The 16,318-nt window shown below is 63.9% G+C and carries 15 protein-coding genes and 1 pseudogene; 8 read left to right on the plus strand and 8 right to left on the minus strand.

What is annotated here, in order from left to right; genetic code table 11:
* The first annotated feature begins 37 nt into the window (after positions 1-37).
* The 3 genes from leuD (at position 38) to ASG57_RS30000 (ending at position 2,196) form a co-directional block, all read left to right on the plus strand.
* On the plus strand, positions 38-643 hold the full coding sequence (gene leuD, locus ASG57_RS29990) for a 3-isopropylmalate dehydratase small subunit (RefSeq protein ID WP_024338828.1): 606 nt from the start codon (positions 38-40) through the stop codon (positions 641-643).
* 80 nt (positions 644-723) lie between these two features.
* Positions 724-1,509: a glycosyltransferase family 32 protein gene (locus tag ASG57_RS29995; protein ID WP_024338827.1), complete on the plus strand. Its 786-nt coding sequence runs from the start codon at positions 724-726 to the stop codon at positions 1,507-1,509.
* A gap of 267 nt (positions 1,510-1,776) precedes the next feature.
* Complete coding sequence (locus ASG57_RS30000; protein WP_057198817.1) at positions 1,777-2,196, plus strand: DUF6455 family protein; 420 nt, start codon at positions 1,777-1,779, stop codon at positions 2,194-2,196.
* 18 nt (positions 2,197-2,214) lie between these two features.
* On the opposite strand, the gene ASG57_RS30005 is transcribed toward ASG57_RS30000, so the two are convergent.
* Both ASG57_RS30005 and ASG57_RS30010 read right to left on the minus strand, forming a co-directional pair.
* A complete protein-coding gene (locus ASG57_RS30005) occupies positions 2,215-3,696 on the minus strand; it encodes a tetratricopeptide repeat protein (RefSeq protein WP_024338825.1) in 1,482 nt (493 codons plus the stop codon).
* 307 nt (positions 3,697-4,003) lie between these two features.
* Positions 4,004-5,657 (minus strand): annotated as a pseudogene (locus tag ASG57_RS30010) (methyl-accepting chemotaxis protein).
* Positions 5,658-6,172: 515 nt separating this feature from the next.
* On the opposite strand from ASG57_RS30010, the gene ASG57_RS30015 reads away from it, so the two are divergent.
* On the plus strand, positions 6,173-7,141 hold the full coding sequence (locus ASG57_RS30015; RefSeq protein WP_057198699.1) for an AraC family transcriptional regulator: 969 nt from the start codon (positions 6,173-6,175) through the stop codon (positions 7,139-7,141).
* A 62-nt stretch (positions 7,142-7,203) separates the two neighbouring features.
* On the opposite strand, the gene ASG57_RS30020 is transcribed toward ASG57_RS30015, so the two are convergent.
* Positions 7,204-8,085 (minus strand): HpcH/HpaI aldolase/citrate lyase family protein, encoded by an 882-nt coding sequence (locus ASG57_RS30020; protein ID WP_024338822.1) that lies wholly within the window; start codon positions 8,083-8,085, stop codon positions 7,204-7,206.
* A 102-nt stretch (positions 8,086-8,187) separates the two neighbouring features.
* Between ASG57_RS30020 and ASG57_RS30025 the strand changes: the two genes are divergently transcribed.
* On the plus strand, positions 8,188-8,829 hold the full coding sequence (locus tag ASG57_RS30025; RefSeq protein WP_024338821.1) for a carbonic anhydrase: 642 nt from the start codon (positions 8,188-8,190) through the stop codon (positions 8,827-8,829).
* A 62-nt stretch (positions 8,830-8,891) separates the two neighbouring features.
* On the opposite strand, the gene ASG57_RS30030 is transcribed toward ASG57_RS30025, so the two are convergent.
* Positions 8,892-9,926: an aspartate-semialdehyde dehydrogenase gene (locus ASG57_RS30030; RefSeq protein WP_024338820.1), complete on the minus strand. Its 1,035-nt coding sequence runs from the start codon at positions 9,924-9,926 to the stop codon at positions 8,892-8,894.
* A gap of 116 nt (positions 9,927-10,042) precedes the next feature.
* Between ASG57_RS30030 and ASG57_RS30035 the strand changes: the two genes are divergently transcribed.
* Together ASG57_RS30035 and ASG57_RS30040 are read left to right on the plus strand one after the other, a co-directional pair.
* On the plus strand, positions 10,043-10,831 hold the full coding sequence (locus ASG57_RS30035; protein ID WP_057198701.1) for a hypothetical protein: 789 nt from the start codon (positions 10,043-10,045) through the stop codon (positions 10,829-10,831).
* A gap of 156 nt (positions 10,832-10,987) precedes the next feature.
* A complete protein-coding gene (locus ASG57_RS30040) occupies positions 10,988-11,374 on the plus strand; it encodes a hypothetical protein (protein ID WP_024338818.1) in 387 nt (128 codons plus the stop codon).
* 104 nt (positions 11,375-11,478) lie between these two features.
* On the opposite strand, the gene leuB is transcribed toward ASG57_RS30040, so the two are convergent.
* Entirely contained in the window at positions 11,479-12,591 is a 1,113-nt protein-coding gene (gene leuB / locus ASG57_RS30045) for a 3-isopropylmalate dehydrogenase (protein ID WP_024338817.1), read from the minus strand.
* 255 nt (positions 12,592-12,846) lie between these two features.
* On the opposite strand from leuB, the gene ASG57_RS30050 reads away from it, so the two are divergent.
* Positions 12,847-14,043: a YbfB/YjiJ family MFS transporter gene (locus tag ASG57_RS30050; RefSeq protein WP_057198703.1), complete on the plus strand. Its 1,197-nt coding sequence runs from the start codon at positions 12,847-12,849 to the stop codon at positions 14,041-14,043.
* A gap of 46 nt (positions 14,044-14,089) precedes the next feature.
* On the opposite strand, the gene ASG57_RS30055 is transcribed toward ASG57_RS30050, so the two are convergent.
* The 3 genes from ASG57_RS30055 to ASG57_RS30065 form a co-directional block, all read right to left on the minus strand.
* Positions 14,090-14,872 (minus strand): molybdopterin-binding protein, encoded by a 783-nt coding sequence (locus tag ASG57_RS30055; RefSeq protein WP_057198704.1) that lies wholly within the window; start codon positions 14,870-14,872, stop codon positions 14,090-14,092.
* A gap of 10 nt (positions 14,873-14,882) precedes the next feature.
* The gene (locus ASG57_RS30060) at positions 14,883-15,512 is read right to left on the minus strand and encodes a cytochrome b/b6 domain-containing protein (RefSeq protein ID WP_024338814.1); all 630 of its coding nucleotides are present in this window, start codon (positions 15,510-15,512) and stop codon (positions 14,883-14,885) included.
* Between the two features lie 183 nt (positions 15,513-15,695).
* Positions 15,696-16,250, minus strand: a complete 555-nt coding sequence (locus tag ASG57_RS30065; RefSeq protein WP_024338813.1) for a fasciclin domain-containing protein — start codon at positions 16,248-16,250, stop codon at positions 15,696-15,698.
* Positions 16,251-16,318 lie beyond the last annotated feature (68 nt).

Consider the following 16,318-nt stretch of genomic DNA (forward strand, 5'->3'; position numbering starts at 1 on the left):
ATACCGGTTCCCTGAACCACGTGCGGAAAGCGCAACCATGGACAAGTTCACCACGCTGGAAGGCGTCGCGGCGCCGCTGAAGATCATCAATGTCGACACCGACATGATCATCCCGAAGCAGTACCTCAAGACCATCAAGCGCACCGGCCTGGGCAAGGGTCTCTTCTCCGAGCAGCGCTACAAGGACGACGGCAGCGAGAATCCGGACTTCGTGCTCAACCAGCCCGCCTATCGCAACGCCAAGATTCTGGTCGCCGGCGACAATTTCGGCTGCGGCTCGAGCCGCGAGCACGCGCCCTGGGCGCTGCTCGATTTCGGCATCCGCTGTGTGATTTCGACCTCGTTCGGCGACATCTTCTACAACAACTGCTTCAAGAACGGCATTCTGCCGATCCGCGTTGCCCAGGAAGACCTCGACAAGCTGTTTGACGACGCCGAGCGCGGCGCCAACGCGACGCTGACGATCGACCTGCCGAACCAGGAGATCCGCGGCCCGGACGGCGGCAAGGTGAAGTTCGAGATCGATCCGTTCCGCAAGCACTGCCTGATCAACGGCCTCGACGACATCGGTCTCACCATGGAGAAGAAGGCCTCGATCGACACTTATGAGGAGAAGCTCAAGCGCGAACGCGCCTGGGCCTGATATCCGTTTCCCGTTCAAGCCCCGGTGCTGCAAGCGCCGGGGCTATTTCTTTGCTCCGGTTGTACCGTATAGCTCCGCGCATGCTGCCCGAGATCGTCACCTTCTGGCATGGCCCGATGGACGCGCTGCGCCAGACCTGCCTGCGTTCGCAATTGGCTGCCGGGCACAAGGTCACGGTCTACAGCTTCGACACCATTCCCGGCCTGCCTGCCGGCGTCGAGAATGCCGATGCCGAGGCGATCCTGCCCCATGCGTTCTCCGAACGGTTGCGCCCGCCGGAGCCGGACGGTAGCTGGCGCGACTGGACCATTCTGCAGTTCAGCGACTTCTTCCGCATGAGGCTGATGGCGAAAGGACTGGGCTTGTGGCTCGATGCCGACGTGCTGCTGCTGAGGCCGATCGAGATCGATTCGGCAAAACCCTATTTCGCGTGGGAGCGGCCACGCCAGCTCGGCAATTCCGTGATCTACCTGCCGGCGGAGCACGGCATCGTGCGCGCGTTCGAGGAGCTGATGGAGCAGGAGGAGCTGACGCCGAACTGGTTGTCGGTGCGCCACCGCGTCACCTTCATGATGCGCCGCCTGCGCGGCGGCTCGAACCGGCTCTCCGACATCCGCGTTGCGATCTACGGCCCCGCGGCGCTCACCGCGCTCGCGCGCCGCACCGGTGAATTGCAGAACGCGCTGCCGAAGCAGTCGTTCTACGCCGTGCATGCCGAGCCGAAACTGTTCTTCGATCCTTCGAGCTATCTCGGCCTCGTGACCGATCCCGCCATCATCGGCCTGCACATCTCGCCCAAGGGCCGCGGCGGCGAAAAGCCAATTCCGGGCAGCCTGTATGCGTGGGCGACGGAGCGGTTTGGGTAGCTCTGCCCGAGTGATCGCGTGCCAGCGAAAGAGGCCGTCATGCCGGCTTGTCCCGGGTATCACGTCCTTCGTACTGCACATTGAGACGTGGATGGCCGGGTCGAGCCCGGCCATGACGAAGGATCTGCGCCTTACACGCGGTCATCTTGCCGCATCGGGGGCAGAGAACAGGGTTTTTGTACCCCTTCCCACTTTGATCCAGCGCAACGCGCTCCTGCAGCATTGTGCTTAATTGACTCCAGTTCCGCCGTCCGAATGGAGCTTTCCATGAGCACCGCAAGCAAGCCCTATCCCATCGTTCAGGACCTCATCGACTCCTTTGCCGGCTGGCTGAAGCATCGCCGCGAGGTGAACGAGATGCGGCAGCTCGATCGCGCCGATTTCGATCGGATCGCGAATGACCTCAGGATCGCGCCTGACGATCTGGAGGAGCTGGTCCGTCACGGCAAGCATGCCGCCGACGAGTTGCCGAAGATGCTCGAGCAACTCGGCATCAATGCCGAAGGGCTTGGCCGCGCGCAGCCGCTGCTGCTCCGCGACATGGAGCGGGTCTGTTCGCTCTGCGAGCACAAGGGCCAGTGCGACCGCGATCTCGCCGACGGCACCGCTGCGGAGAATTACCACGGCTATTGCGCAAATGCCTCGACGCTGGATTCGCTCAATCGCGCCGATCTCGCGCCGCGCTGAGCCGCAGCTCCTGCGGCGTCATTTGCCGGCCACGAAATAGAAGTCCTGCCGGCCGGAGATCGAGCCGTAGCTGAACGGCTTTTGCCTGCGGCCGGTCGCTTCCATGACGTCGTCGCGAACGAAGTCGAACAGCCTGCGGACTTCGAGGCCCGGCGTCGGAAGATTCTTGACGAACGCTGCCGCGAACGGACTGTTGCTCCCGTCACCGTCGAGCGCGGTCTCGCCGTCCTTGGCGGCGTAAACCACCAGCGTGCCCGCCTCCGGCTCGACCGGCGCAAGACCTCGCGACACCGAACGCGACGCCACCGTCATCGTGCGCTTCATCTGGGCCGCGAACGGGTTGTCGCGGCAGGCATCGAGGATGACGAGGCGCAGCTTCCTGGCGCGCTCTGCCGCATTGAGGACCTGATCAACCGGGACGGCTTCGAATCCGATTTCGCGATCGGCCGCGATCCTGGCATCGATCGGAATGAGATAATTGACGCCCCCGACCTCCATGCCATGTCCGGCATAATACACGACGGCCCAATCCGCCGTTTCCGCACGAGCCGCGAACTCGCGCAAGGCGCTCACCAAGGCATCCTTGCGGAGATTGGTCACGAGCGTCACAGATTCGAACCCGGTGAGCTTCAAGACATCGGCGACGAGGCTTGCGTCGCGGACGGGGTTCGGAAGCGCGGCGACGTTCTCGTAAGCCGAATTGCCGATGACGAGAGCGATGCGACGGTCTCCCGTCGACGCGTCGGACGTTACGACGGCCGGGGCGGCGCTGGGTTTCTCGACCAGTATTGTCGACGGCCGCGGTGAAGGCAGGACGGCAAGCCGCTCGCGCGCCTTGTCCTGGGCCCATTTGGTGACACCATGCCGCAATCCCAGCGTGGCATTGAAGTCAGCCCTGGCTTTGGCGAAATCGCCGCGCTTCTCATAAGCCAGCCCGCGATTGACGTAGGCGTTGGCATAAGCGGGATCGACGCGTATCACGTCCGTGTAGTCGGCAATGGCTCGGTCCGTATCGCCCTTGCTGGCGTAGGCGTTCCCTCGGTTGAAATACGCGTTCGCATTCGCGGGCTGCAGGCGGATCACTTCGGCATAATCGGCAATGGCGCGATCCCTGTCGCCCTTGTTGCTGAAGGCGTTGCCTCGGTTGTAGTAGGCATTCGCATAGGCCGGATCGAGCCGGATCGTGGCCGTGTAGTCGGCGATGGCGCGATCGTTGTCGCCCTTGTTGCTGTAGCCGTTGCCTCGGTTGTAGTAGGCGTTCGCGTGCGCCGGATCGAGTCGGATCGCCGCGGTGTAATCGGCTATGGCGCGCTCGTTATCGCCGCTCGCGGCATAGGCATTCCCGCGATTGTAATAGGCGTTCGCGTCCCTGGGATCTCGCCGTATGGCATCCGACGCAGCAGCAATCGCCGGGTTCGCGTCGCCTCTGACGCGGTCAATAGCGGCAGCGGGACCAGCGAGAACAAGGAGTGCAAGGCAATAGATGAATTTGCGAAGCATGCGAATTCCCACTCGTTATGACCGGGGGACTGAAAGCAGCATTTAAGCGACGCAAATTTATCGGAGCAACTCTGCGGAATGTGTGACCTGGATCACAGCAATGTCCGCATAACGAGCCAGCGGCAGCTGCAGTGCGCAGCAACCGGCAGATCCGGTCCGGGGGAGACCCGGGACGAGATCGTCAGCGTCGGTCGGTCGAGCCGCGAACGGCTGCTCTACCGCAACGCAACACGGCGTGCTTCTCATATCGTCCCCGGTCACCCCGCCGCTCAGATGGCAGGATGCTCCGAGGACGCAGCCGGACTGATCAGGCCCGGTTCGCCATGGCAGCGGCCTCTGCCGCAGCACGCTGCATGCTGGTCGACATCTCGTTCGTCACCGTGCTCTGTTCCTCGATCGCAGCGGCGGTCGACGTCACGTACTCGCTGACATTGTTGATCGCCTGCTTGATCGCATTCAGGGAGCCGACAACATCCCCCGAGATCTGGTTCAGGCTGCCGATCTCCTGAGCGATCTTGTCGGTGGCCTGCTTGGCCTGGTTGGCAAGGCCCTTCACCTCGGATGCGACCACCGCAAAGCCCCGGCCTGCCTCGCCGGCGCGCGCGGACTCGATCGTGGCGTTGAGCGCGAGCAGGTTGATCTGCCCCGTGATGTTGTTGATCATCTCGACGATGCCGCTCATCGCCTGCCTGCGCGTCGGCAGAGGAGACCTGCTCCACTGCGCCCATCGCGGTCTCGCGCGACTTGGTCATGGCCTCGGAAATCTCCCGCACCGACGCGTTGAGCTCCTCGGAGCCGGCGGCAACCGATTCCATCATGGCGCGGACGCGCTCGTTGCCCATGCGGACCAGAACCTGTTTTGTGGTGTCGGTGGCGTACTTCACGACCTTGAACGGCTTGCCATTGAGATCGAGGATCGGATTGTAGGAGGCCTGGATGTAGACCTCCTTGCCGCCCTTGCCGATGCGCTTGTACTCGGCCGACTGGTACTCGCCGCGATTGAGGGCGGCCCAGAACTCCCGATAGGCGACGCTGTCGCGCTCGCTGGGCTCGACGAACATGCTGTGATGCTTGCCCTTGATCTCGGCCAGCGAATAGCCGAGCGTGGCAAGAAAGTTGGCGTTGGCGGCGATGATCGTGCCGTCCATGTTGAACTCGATGACGGCCTGGGCCTTGTCGATGGCCGCGAGTTGACCGGCGAGATCGGCGTTCTTCAGCTTCTCCGCAGTGACGTCGGTTGCGAACTTGACGACGCCGAACGGCTTGCCGGTCTCGTCGAGCAGCGGATTGTAGGAAGCGAGAATCCACACCTCGCGGCCGCCCTTGCCGATGCGCTTGTACTCGCCGGCCTGGTATTCACCGCGGTTGAGCTTCTCCCAGAACTCGCGGTAGGCCGCGCTGTCGCGGGCTTGCGGCGGCATGAACAGGCTGTGATGCTTGCCCTCGATCTCCGCCAGCGAAAAGCCGAGCGCCTTGCAGAAATTCTCGTTGGCGGTGACGATGGTGCCGTCGAGCTTGAACTCGATGACGGCCTGAGCGCGGCTGATAGCGGCGATCTTGGAGGCCTCGGTCAAACCGCGAATCTTCTTGGCGGTGATGTCGGTGGCGATCTTGACGATCTTGACGGGCTTGCCGGCATCGTCGAGCACCGGGTTGTACGACGCCTCGATCCAGATCTCTCGGCCGCCATTGGCGATGCGCTTGAATTCGCCGGCCCTGCATTCACCGCGGCGCAGTGCCGCCCAGAAGGCCTGGTAATCTGCGCCGTCGCGCTGATCGGCCGGCACGAACATGGAGTGATGCTTGCCCTGGATCTGGTCGAGGCCGTATCCGAGCAAGTCCAGGAAATGCTTGTTGGCTGTGACGATCGTACCGTCCGTGTTGAACGTGATCATGGCCTGCGAACGGCCGATCGCATCAATCTGCGCCTGCGCATCGCCGTGGGATCTGCGACCGAACATTATACCTGCTCCGAAAGTGATGCTCCCGCTCGCAGCGCGTTCGCGCGAGGCGGCTTCAGCATTCATGTCTGTTGCCAGGATTTGGTGAGGGCCGAGTTCTCGTCCGACACGCCATCCTCGTGCACCAAGGAGGTATCTGAATCGAATTATCAGAGTGTTTGTCCGATCGAAGACACAATGGCCGGATTTTGCCAGGACGATTAACCTGACAGCGACGCGCGAGCCTGTCGCGGATGGCAGCGGCCAAGAATCCGCGAAGGTGGCCCTAAGACCACTATCGCAATTCGGCAAAGCGGCCGCGGTGGCAGCATCGATGTACCGCTGGTGCGACGGACCGGCCGGCGAAAGGCCGGCGACCGCACCTACGCCCAGCGCGTGGACATTTCGCCGCAGCAGTAATTCAACGGACATGCTTCGCGCAAAAATCCAGCCGCGCCTGCACGACGTTACATGCAATCTGAAATTGGTAGCGCTGCGATTCGGATTCAGTAGTTTGAACGTTTTAGGAATCTGATTTGGGCGCCGTCTCTTATCTTGACCGCTATCCTTTACTTCGTTCGCGCGACAGCGAGTTCGCGCGCGACCGCCTGTTCGCGGTGTATGGCGCCGACCGCTTCGACACGCATGACAACGCGTTCGGCATCCAGGCCAATCTTGCCCGCTTGAATTCGATGGGCCTCGCCTTCTGCGCCTACGACGGAGCGGCATCGCTTTCCTTTCCTGAATCGCAGATCCTCCGCCAGTTCTTCTCCATCCAGGGAGGAGCGCGGTTCAGCACCAATGGAAATAGCCAGCCGATCGAAGCCTGGAGCCCAATCATCTCCGGAGACGCCAGGCTCGATCTCGACTTCGCGCCGGGCTACCGGCAGCTGGTGGTGAGGATAGATGCCGCCGCGCTGGAGCGCTTGCTGAAGATCATGATCGGCGACGGCAGCGACATGAAGCTGCGCTTCGTCGGGGACGAAGGCGATCCTGCGGTCATGACGCATGTGCGGCAGGAAGTCTTCAGGTTGGCGGAGGAGCTGGAAAGATTCGGACAGGACTACTCACCCATCGCTATCGCCGAGCTCGAGCGGGCGCTGATGGTCCGAATTCTCCTGGCGCACCGGCACAATTTTTCCGATCGGCTTCAGCGCTCCGCCCCGAGCGCCAACCGGACCGTGATCGACCTCGTCGAGTCCTACATCGAGGCGCATTGGAACGAACCCCTCGATCTGGAAAGGATCGCGGAGATCGCCAACGTGAGCGTGCGGACTGTCTTCCGGGAGTTCTCAGATACCGGGCGAGGATCGCCCGGCCAGTTCGCGCGGCGCGTCCGGCTTCAGCACGCGGCAGAGCTGCTGCGCCGGCCCGACGAGCAGACCAGCGTGCTCGCCGTGGCCTTCAAATGCGGCTTCCGAAATCTCGGCCGCTTCGCATCCGAGTATCGGCGGGCGATCGGCGAGCTGCCGTCGGAGACTCTGAAGAACGCGAGGCGAAAGTAGTCGCAGCCCATAGACGGCAGCAATGCCGCTGCGCAGCCCGCGAGGAGCGAGACGTTCCTTTTTCAGCCCTTCCCCATCGCCGCGATCGCGTCCGCGATATCGATCGTGCGCCGGGCCATGTCGGCGTGCAGGCGCTCGACCATCGCGCCGTCAAGACGGATCGCGCCGCGCGATGCGTTCTCGGGCAGCTCGAACGCGGCGATGATCTTTCGGGCGCGCGCGATCTCTTCTTCGGGTGGCGTGAAGATCGCGTTGCAGGCATCAATCTGCGAAGGGTGGATCAGGGTCTTGCCGTCGAAGCCGAGATCGCGGCCTTGCGCGCATTCGGTAGCGAAGCCGTCGGGATTGGCGATGTCGCTGTAGGGGCCATCGAGGATCTCGAGGCCGTGGGCGCGCGTCGCCAGGATGCAGTGGGTGATCATCGGGATCATCGCGGCGCGGCCCGGCAGCATCTTGATCCGCGTCTCGCGCGAGATGTCGTTCGGGCCGAACACGAAGCCGGAGAGGCGGCACGATGGATCGCGCCCAGCGGCAGCCAGCTCCTCGGCATGCAGCACGGCGCGCGCGGTCTCGATCATGGCCCAGACCTTCACGGTCGGCGCGGCGCCCAGCTCGGCCAGCTTGCGGCCGATCGTCCCGAGATCTTCAATGCTTGAAACTTTTGGAACCAGGATTCCGTCGGGCGAAGCCTTGGCGGCCATCGCGACGTCATCGACCCACCAGGGCGTGTCGAGTGCGTTGGTCCGGATCAAAATCTCGCGCTTGCCAAAGCCCTTGGCCGCGATCGCAGCGGCGATGCCGTCGCGGGCCGCTGCCTTGGCCTCGGGGGCGACCGAGTCTTCCAGATCGAGGATCAAGCCGTCGGCGGCGAGATTGCGCGCCTTTTCCAGCGCCCGGGGGTTGGAGCCGGGCATGAACAGATGGCTGCGGCGCGGGCGGGTCATGCGAGCGTTCCTTCCTCGTCTCTCTTCCGGCTGAGCGGATAGCACTTGGCCTGCCCGTTCGAAAGGCTTGTTCGCCCCTGCGGTCTATGATTAGGCATAGGTATGATGACATTCCCGAAGCATTTGCTGGAAGGCTACAAGGCCTTCGCCACCCAGCGGCTGCCGACCGAGCAGACCCGCTATCGCGAACTGTCGGTGAAGGGACAGGCCCCGGAAGTGATGGTGATCGGCTGCTGCGACAGCCGCGTCTCGCCCGAGGTGATCTTCGACGTCGGCCCGGGCGAATTGTTCGTCGTGCGCAACATCGCCAATCTGGTGCCGGTGTATCAGCCCGACGGCAACGCCCATGGTGTCTCGGCTGCGCTGGAATATGCGGTGACGGTGCTGAAGGTGAAGCACATCGTCATCCTCGGCCACGCGCAATGCGGCGGCATCCGCGCCTTCGTCGACAAGATCGAGCCGCTGACGCCCGGCGACTTCATCGGCCGCTGGATGCAGATGTTCATCAAGCCGGGCGAAGTGGTCGAGCAGCGCGATCACGAGACCATGGCGCAGTTCGTCGAGCGCATCGAGAAGGCCGCGGTGTTCCGCAGCCTGGAAAACCTGATGACCTTTCCGTTCGTGCGCAAGGCCGTGGAGAGCGGCCATATGCAGACCCACGGCGCCTATTTCGGCGTCGCGGAGGGGTCGCTGTTCGTGCTGGACAAGGCGTCGAAGGAATTCAAGAAGGCAAACGGCGAATAGGGAATGGCGAGTAGCGAATGGGGAACTCCATTCGCCATTCGCTACTCCCTACTCGCCACCTCTCACGCCGCCTTCTGCTTCGCGCTGATCAGCTTGCGGTTGATCAGCACTTCCGCGATCTGGATCGCGTTGAGCGCGGCGCCTTTGCGCAGATTGTCGGACACGCACCAGAGCACGAGGCCATTCTCCACCGTCGCGTCCTCGCGGATGCGGCTGATATAGGTGGCGTCCTCGCCGGCCGCCTCGTACGGCGTCGCGTAGCCGCCGGGCTCCTGCTTGTCGATGACGAGGCAGCCGGGCGCCTTGCGCAGGATCTCGCGGGCTTCGTCCGCGCTGATCGGATTCTCGAACTCGATGTTGACGGCCTCGGAGTGGCCGACGAACACGGGCACGCGCACGCAGGTCGCGGAGAGCTTGATCTTGGGATCAAGGATCTTCTTGGTCTCCGCCATCATCTTCCACTCTTCCTTGGTGTAGCCGTCCTCCATGAAGACGTCGATGTGGGGGATGACGTTGAAGGCGATGCGCTTGGGAAACTTCTTCGCGACCAGCTCGTCATTGGTGTAGACGGCCTTGGTCTGCGAGAACAATTCGTCCATGGCGTCCTTGCCGGCGCCCGACACCGACTGATAGGTCGAGACCACGACGCGCTTGATCGTCGCCTTGTCGTGCAGCGGCTTGAGCGCGACCACGAGCTGGGCGGTCGAGCAGTTCGGGTTGGCGATGATGTTCTTCTTCTTGAAGCCCTCGGTCGCGCCTGCGTTCACCTCCGGCACGATCAGCGGCACATCCGGATCCATGCGCCAGGCGGAGGAATTGTCGATCACGACGGCGCCGGCGGCGCCGATCTTCGGCGACCATTCCTTCGACACCGCGCCGCCGGCCGACATCAGGCAGATGTCGACGTCGGAGAAGTCGTAATGCTCGAGCGCTTTGACCTTCAGGGTGCGGTCGCCATAGGACACCTCGACGCCGACGCTGCGGCGCGACGCCAGGGCCACGACCTCGTCCGCGGGGAATTTGCGCTCGTCCAGGATGTTGAGCATTTCCCGACCGACATTGCCGGTCGCGCCGACGACTGCGACTTTGTAACCCATCGTTCACTCTCCGACGAAAAAGCCCGTTCCTGCAGCTGACGCTTAAACAGGAAGAGCAGCGCTTCTATGCGAGAACCGGCCTCAAGACAACGTTGGACCATGCCTGAAGGCCGTGGATGCAGTCGCCTGAGGCCAGCACGGCCGTAAGCCCCACTCAGATCCATCTGACGCTTCTAGCTTTCGCCGACGAGGTCGTCGGCACGCTGGCGCACCTGATTGCCTATGTGGGGGCGCTCGCCCTGTTTGCCATCCTGGGCGTTGCCGCACTCGGCCATCTGCCCGAGCTTCGGGGCGATCAGCCGGCTCCGAGGCCGGGCTGGGGCGTCGCCGGCCGCTCGCATCCGGCCTTCACCCTCAGCCGATTCGATTCGGCTGACAAAACAATGTCTTATACCATCCTGCGGCACCCCGAAGGCGGCCGCAAGGATGTGCTGCGCTGGGCCGACGCGGCGGGCAAGCCCGTGGCCGAGCTCGAGGTTTACCGGGAAGGCGCCGAATTCGACGTGGCGCGTCCGGCAACGGCGGATCTGGCCGTCCAGATGGGCGCGGAGGCGTCCACTCCGTTCGAGCTGGCCGGCTTGATCGACACCAAGTTCGGCCCGGTCGCCCTGTTCCGGCCAACCGGAACGATGGAGGGTGAGCGGGCGTGCCTCGGCTACCTCAAGCGCAGCGAAGAACCTGCCCTGCAGATCTCCGGCTTCTCCTGCCGGGGCGACACCCTGCCCGCCCGGCGCGCGGCCATCGCCTGCACGCTGAACCGGCTGACGCTGCTCACGTCCGGCAATGAGCCGAAGCTGGCGGAATTGTTCGCCCGTGCCGAGCTCAAGCGCCGCGGCTGTGACCCCGCGGCTGCGGCGGACTGGCTGCTCGGTCATGCGAACGCGCAATTGCGCGGGACGCTTTGAGCCGCATCAAGCTCAAGTGGCTGGTATTGATGCAACTTTTGACGGCGCGCCCGATTATTCCGGGCCGGTGTGACCCAATTGACCTAGTTGCGGTCACCCCCGCCGGGCTAGTATGGGGTGAAATCGACTGGCGGCGTGCCGCCTGAAGGGGACGTGATGAGCTCGAAATTTTCTGCCGCGAACAAACTGGCGACATTGCTTGCGGCGGGCGCCGCAATTGCCATCGCGTTCGCGACTCCGGCCTCGGCCGACACCAAGACCAAGCGCTATTATGACGAGCGGGGCCGCCCCTATTACGGCCCGAGCGGTCCCAATGCCGTCTATCAGCAGGGCCGCACCCGCATCTACGTGAGCAAGCGCTCCTGGCTCGACGGCGGCACCGAGGTTAATCCGGGCGACCGCAAGTTCACCGACTACGCCTTCCCGCCGGCGGTGGGCTATCCGTCCTTCGCCCGCGAGAACCTGAACCGTCCGATCGATCGCCAGCCGCTCTCGCCGCCGCAGGATGTCGGCGGCTACCCGCAGACCTTCCCGCTGTACTGAACGGACGTCGCGAATCAAATGGCCGGGCTCTCGCCCGGCCTTTTTGTTTGGGACACGTCGCTCCGGGTTCGATGCTGCGCATCGCCCCGGAATGACGCCGCCGCTTACGCGTGCAGCTTCTGCAATTCCTTCAGGATCGCTTCGCCCATCTGCGTGGTGGAAGCGGACGTGGTGCCTTCCGACTTGATGTCGGCGGTGCGCAGACCACTGGCGAGCACCGCGGCGATCGCAGCATCGACCTTGTCGGCGAGATCGCCCATGTCGAAGGAATAGCGCAGCGCCATGCCGAAGGACGAGATCATCGCGATCGGATTGGCGAGTCCCTTGCCTGCGATGTCGGGCGCCGAGCCGTGCACCGGCTCGTACAGCGCCTTGCGCTTCTTGCTCTTGACGTCGACCTCGCCGAGCGAGGCCGACGGCAGCATGCCGAGCGAGCCCGTCAGCATCGCCGCGATGTCGGACAGCATGTCGCCGAACAGGTTGTCGGTGACGATGACGTCGAACTGCTTCGGCCACTTCACCAGCATCATGCCGCCGGAATCGGCCAGCTGATGCTCGAGCGTGACATCAGGATATTCGCGCTTGTGGACCTGGGTCATGACCTCGTTCCAGAGCACGCCCGACTTCATGACGTTGCGCTTCTCCATCGAGGTCACCTTGTTCTTGCGCTTCCTGGCAAGCTCGAAGGCGACGCGGCCGATGCGCTCGATCTCATAGGTGTCGTAAACCTGGGTGTCGATCGCGCGCTTCTGGCCGTTGCCGAGATCGGTGATGGTCTTGGGCTCGCCGAAATAGACGCCGCCGGTGAGCTCGCGCACGATCATGATGTCGAGCCCCTCGACCGCCTCACGCTTCAGGCTCGAAGCGTCCGCCAGCGCCGGGTAGCACACGGCGGGGCGGAGGTTGGCGAACAGCGCGAGGTCCTTGCGCAGGCGCAGCAGGCCGGCTTCGGGGCGCACCTCGTAAGGAACGGCATCCCATTTCGGACCGCCGACCGCGCCGAAGATCACGGCGTCGGCCTCCTTGGCCTTGGCCATGTCGCCCTCGGAGATCGAGACCTTGTGCGCGTCATAGGCGGAGCCGCCGACGAGGCCGGTGTCGGTCTCGAACCTGGCGATCCCGGCCGAATTGAGCCAGTCGATCAGCCGCTTCACCTCGCCCATCACTTCGGGGCCGATACCGTCGCCGGGGAGCAGCAGCAGTTTGTGGGTCGCCATGGTCGTGTCCTCTTCGATCCTCTCTCGTCATTCCGGGGCGCGCGCAAAGCGAGCGAGCCCGGAATCCATCAGGCCACAGCGCAGGCGGGGAAATGGATTCTCAGGTGCGCAATTGCGCACCATAGCTCGCGCGCCCCGGAATGACGGATGGCCGGAGTGCTAGAGCGGCGTTGCGCGCTTGGCAAGACACCATTGCCGCCGCGCCGCTGTGCAAGACGAGCAGGGCCTGCCACACTGCGCCGGCCGGAGCACCCCTTGCACGCCCCTGACCGCCCGCCCTACGCGCATCCCGCGCGGCTGATCCTGACACTGTCGCTGGCGGCGACGGTCGGGCTCGGCATCGGCCGCTTCGCCTATGCTTTGGTGCTGCCCGACATGCGGGAGAACCTCGGCTGGTCCTACTCGGCTGCCGGTTTCATGAACACCATCAACGCGGTCGGCTATCTCGCGGGCGCGCTGATGGCGTCCCGGCTGATCCAGCGCGTCGGCTGGTCGGCGGCGATCCGCGGCGGAACTTTGGCCTGCGTCGCCGCGCTCGCCACGTGCGCCCTGACGGGAAATTTCGTCGCGCTGAGCCTCGCGCGCCTCGTGCTGGGCCTCGGCGCCGCGGCCGGCTTCGTCGCCGGCGGCGCGCTGGCTGCGACCATCGCGCAGTCGCGCCCCGAGCGGGCCAATTTCCTGCTGAGCCTGTTCTATGCCGGACCCGGCATCGGCATTCTGGCCTCGGGGCTGATCTCCCCGTTCACGCTGCAATATTTCGGCTCCGGCTCGTGGTGGATCGTGTGGTGGGCGCTGACGCTGCTGTCCATCGCGATGACGATTCCCCTTTTTCTGATCCGCATCGAGAGCGGCGTGCGTTTCTCGGAAGGCGGCCACGCCTCCTTCGCGATCCGACCCGTGCTGATCTACCTCGCCGGCTACTTCCTGTTCGGCGCCGGCTACATCGCCTACATGACCTTCATGATCGCCTATGTGCGGGACGGCGGCGGCGGGGCCGCGGCGCAGGCCGCGTTCTGGGGCCTGATCGGTCTGAGCGCGTTCGTGACCCCCTGGGCCTGGCGCGGTGTGCTGGCGCTCGATCGGGGTGGACTCGCCACCGCCATCATCCTCGGCACCAACGCGCTGGGAGCAGCGCTGCCGATGCTCGGGCATTCGCCGGCATGGCTTGCGGTGTCGGCGGTCGTGTTCGGTGTCGCTTTCTTCGCCGTGGTCGGCTCAACCACGGCCTTCGTGCGCTTCAACTATCCGCCAGAGGTGTGGCCGACCGCGATCGCGGCGATGACGATCTCGTTCGGCGTCGGCCAGACGCTCGGTCCGATCGCAGTCGGCGCGATCACGGATGCGCTGGGCAGCCTGAGCTACGCGCTGAACGTGTCGGCGGCGCTGCTGGCGCTGGGTGCCGTGGCGGCGCTGTGCCAGAGGAAGGTGGGGCCGAAGGCGAACAGTGAGTAGCGAGTAGCGATAGAATCGGCCTCGCCCCTATTCGCTATTCGCCCTCTCAGCTCCCGCTGAACGAATTGTAGCCCTGGTCTTCCCAATAACCGCCCTTGTAGTCGTTGGTGACTTCCATCGAGACCACGTATTTCGGATTCTTGAAGCCGAGCTTGGTGGGCACGCGGATCTTCATCGGGAAACCGTAGGCGCGCGGCAAGATATCGTTCGCATATTTGAACGTCATCTGGGTCTGCGGATGCAGCGCGCTGCGCATGTCGAGCGGCGAGTTGTAGCCATCCTTGTCGGCGCACTGGAACCAGACATATTGAGCGCGCGTGTCTGCGCCGATCAGTTTCAGGAAATCGCGCAAGGGCGTGCCGGTCCAGCTGCCGATCGCGCTCCAGCCCTCCACGCAGATGTGGCGGGTGATCTGCGTGACCTGCGGCAATTGATAGAGTTCATCCAGCGTCCAGGACTTCTTGTTGTCGACGAGGCCGCGCACTTCGAGCTTCCAGTCTTTGCCGTCGATGTCCGGCGCGTCGTCGAGATCGTAGTAGGCGTTGAACGGGAACGGCTTCGTGATCGCGCTCTCCGGGAAGGTCGGCGCCAGCGCGTCGGGATTGAACATCCACGCCTGCACGGCGTCGTTGAACTTCGAGACCTTGGCGAGCATGGTTTCGGCCGAGGAGGAGTCGATGACGTCGCAGCCGGTGAGCAGCGTCAGCGCGCCCAGGCTGGCGCCGCCCGCAATGAAGCGGCGGCGGGTGACATCTGGCATCGTCTTGAGGGAATCCTTGATCAGGAGCCGCCTGTCGACGCCGGGAATCAGGAACGGACGCTTCGCCATAGTCTCCTCCTCAGCGGCCGATGATCATGGCGCGCAGGCTCTTCGGCACCAGCAGCGCAAGCAGAACGTGGATGACAAGGAACACACAGATCGCGGCCATGCAGAAGAAGTGCACATAGCGGGCGGTCGGATAATCGCCGAACAGCATCACGAGATAATAGAGCTGCACCGGCTTCCACATTCCAAGGCCGGAGAGCACGATCAGCACACCAACCACGATGATGCCGGCATAGAGCAGGCGCTGCACGTAATTGTAGACGGTGAGATCGTCATGGCCGAGCTTGAAGGTCAGCGCGGCCCTGACGTCGTGAAGCACGCCGGACGCCGTGATCGGCAGCAGCTTTTTTCGGAAGCGTCCGGTGGCGAGACCGGTGATGAGATAGGCGAGTCCGTTGATCATCAGCAGCCACATCGCGGCAAAATGCCAGAGCAGGCCGCCGCCGAGCCAGCCGCCGAGCGTGTATTCGCGCGGGAAGCGGAAGTCGAACAGCGGCGAGGCGTTGTAGATCTGCCAGCCCGACAGGATCATCAGGATCATGGCAAGCGCGTTGATCCAGTGCATGATCCGGACCCAGGCCGGCTGGATGACTTTGGCCGGGGTGGCTCCGACCTGCTCGTCGGTGACTGTGAGGCTCGCCATGATGGTTCCGTCCTGAAGGTCCGTGCGATGGCAATTATACGCCTGTATTTCGGTTTTCGTTACGCCCTGTCCGCCATGGAATCGATACCGCGAGGCTATTGTGGTCACAAAAAAGCGAGCCGGGTATCCCCGGCTCGCGGTCTGGAAGCATCCTGCTCGGGGAAGAAACAGGATCGCGTGGTGTTACGTCGCCGGCATCAGCACAGTGTCGACCACATGGATCACGCCGTTCGACTGGTTGACGTTGGAGATCGTCACCATCGAGGTGCCGCCTTTGGCGTCGACGATCCAGACCTTGCCGTCCTGCTTCTTGACCGTCAGCTCCTCGCCCTCGGCGGTCTTCAGCTTCTTGCCGTCGGAGAGGTCGGCGGCCGCGAGCTTGCCGGGCACGACGTGATAGGTGAGGATCTTGGTCAGCGTCGCCTTGTTCTCGGGCTTGACGAGGTTGTCGACGGTGCCGGCCGGCAGCTTGCCGAAAGCCGCGTTGGTGGGCGCGAACACCGTGAACGGGCCCTTGCCTTCCAGCGTCGGCACCAGGCCGGCCGCCTTCACCGCCGCCACCAGCGTGGTGTGATCCTTCGAGTTGACCGCGTTCTGGACGATGTTCTTGGACGGGTACATCGCGGCGCCGCCGACCATGACGGTCTTTTCCTCGGCGCTAACAGGCGCGACGACGGTCGCGGTGATGGCGAGGGCGCTGAAGGCGGCGGCAGCAAGATAGGCAATGCGCTTGGACATGGAGAATCTCCCGATTGAACCGTAGCCGGCGACGGCCGGCGTTGAGTTGGCAACAACGGCACCTGCGA

The organism is Bradyrhizobium sp. Leaf396, from assembly GCF_001424605.1.
In the GTDB taxonomy this organism is placed as follows: domain Bacteria; phylum Pseudomonadota; class Alphaproteobacteria; order Rhizobiales; family Xanthobacteraceae; genus Bradyrhizobium; species Bradyrhizobium japonicum_C.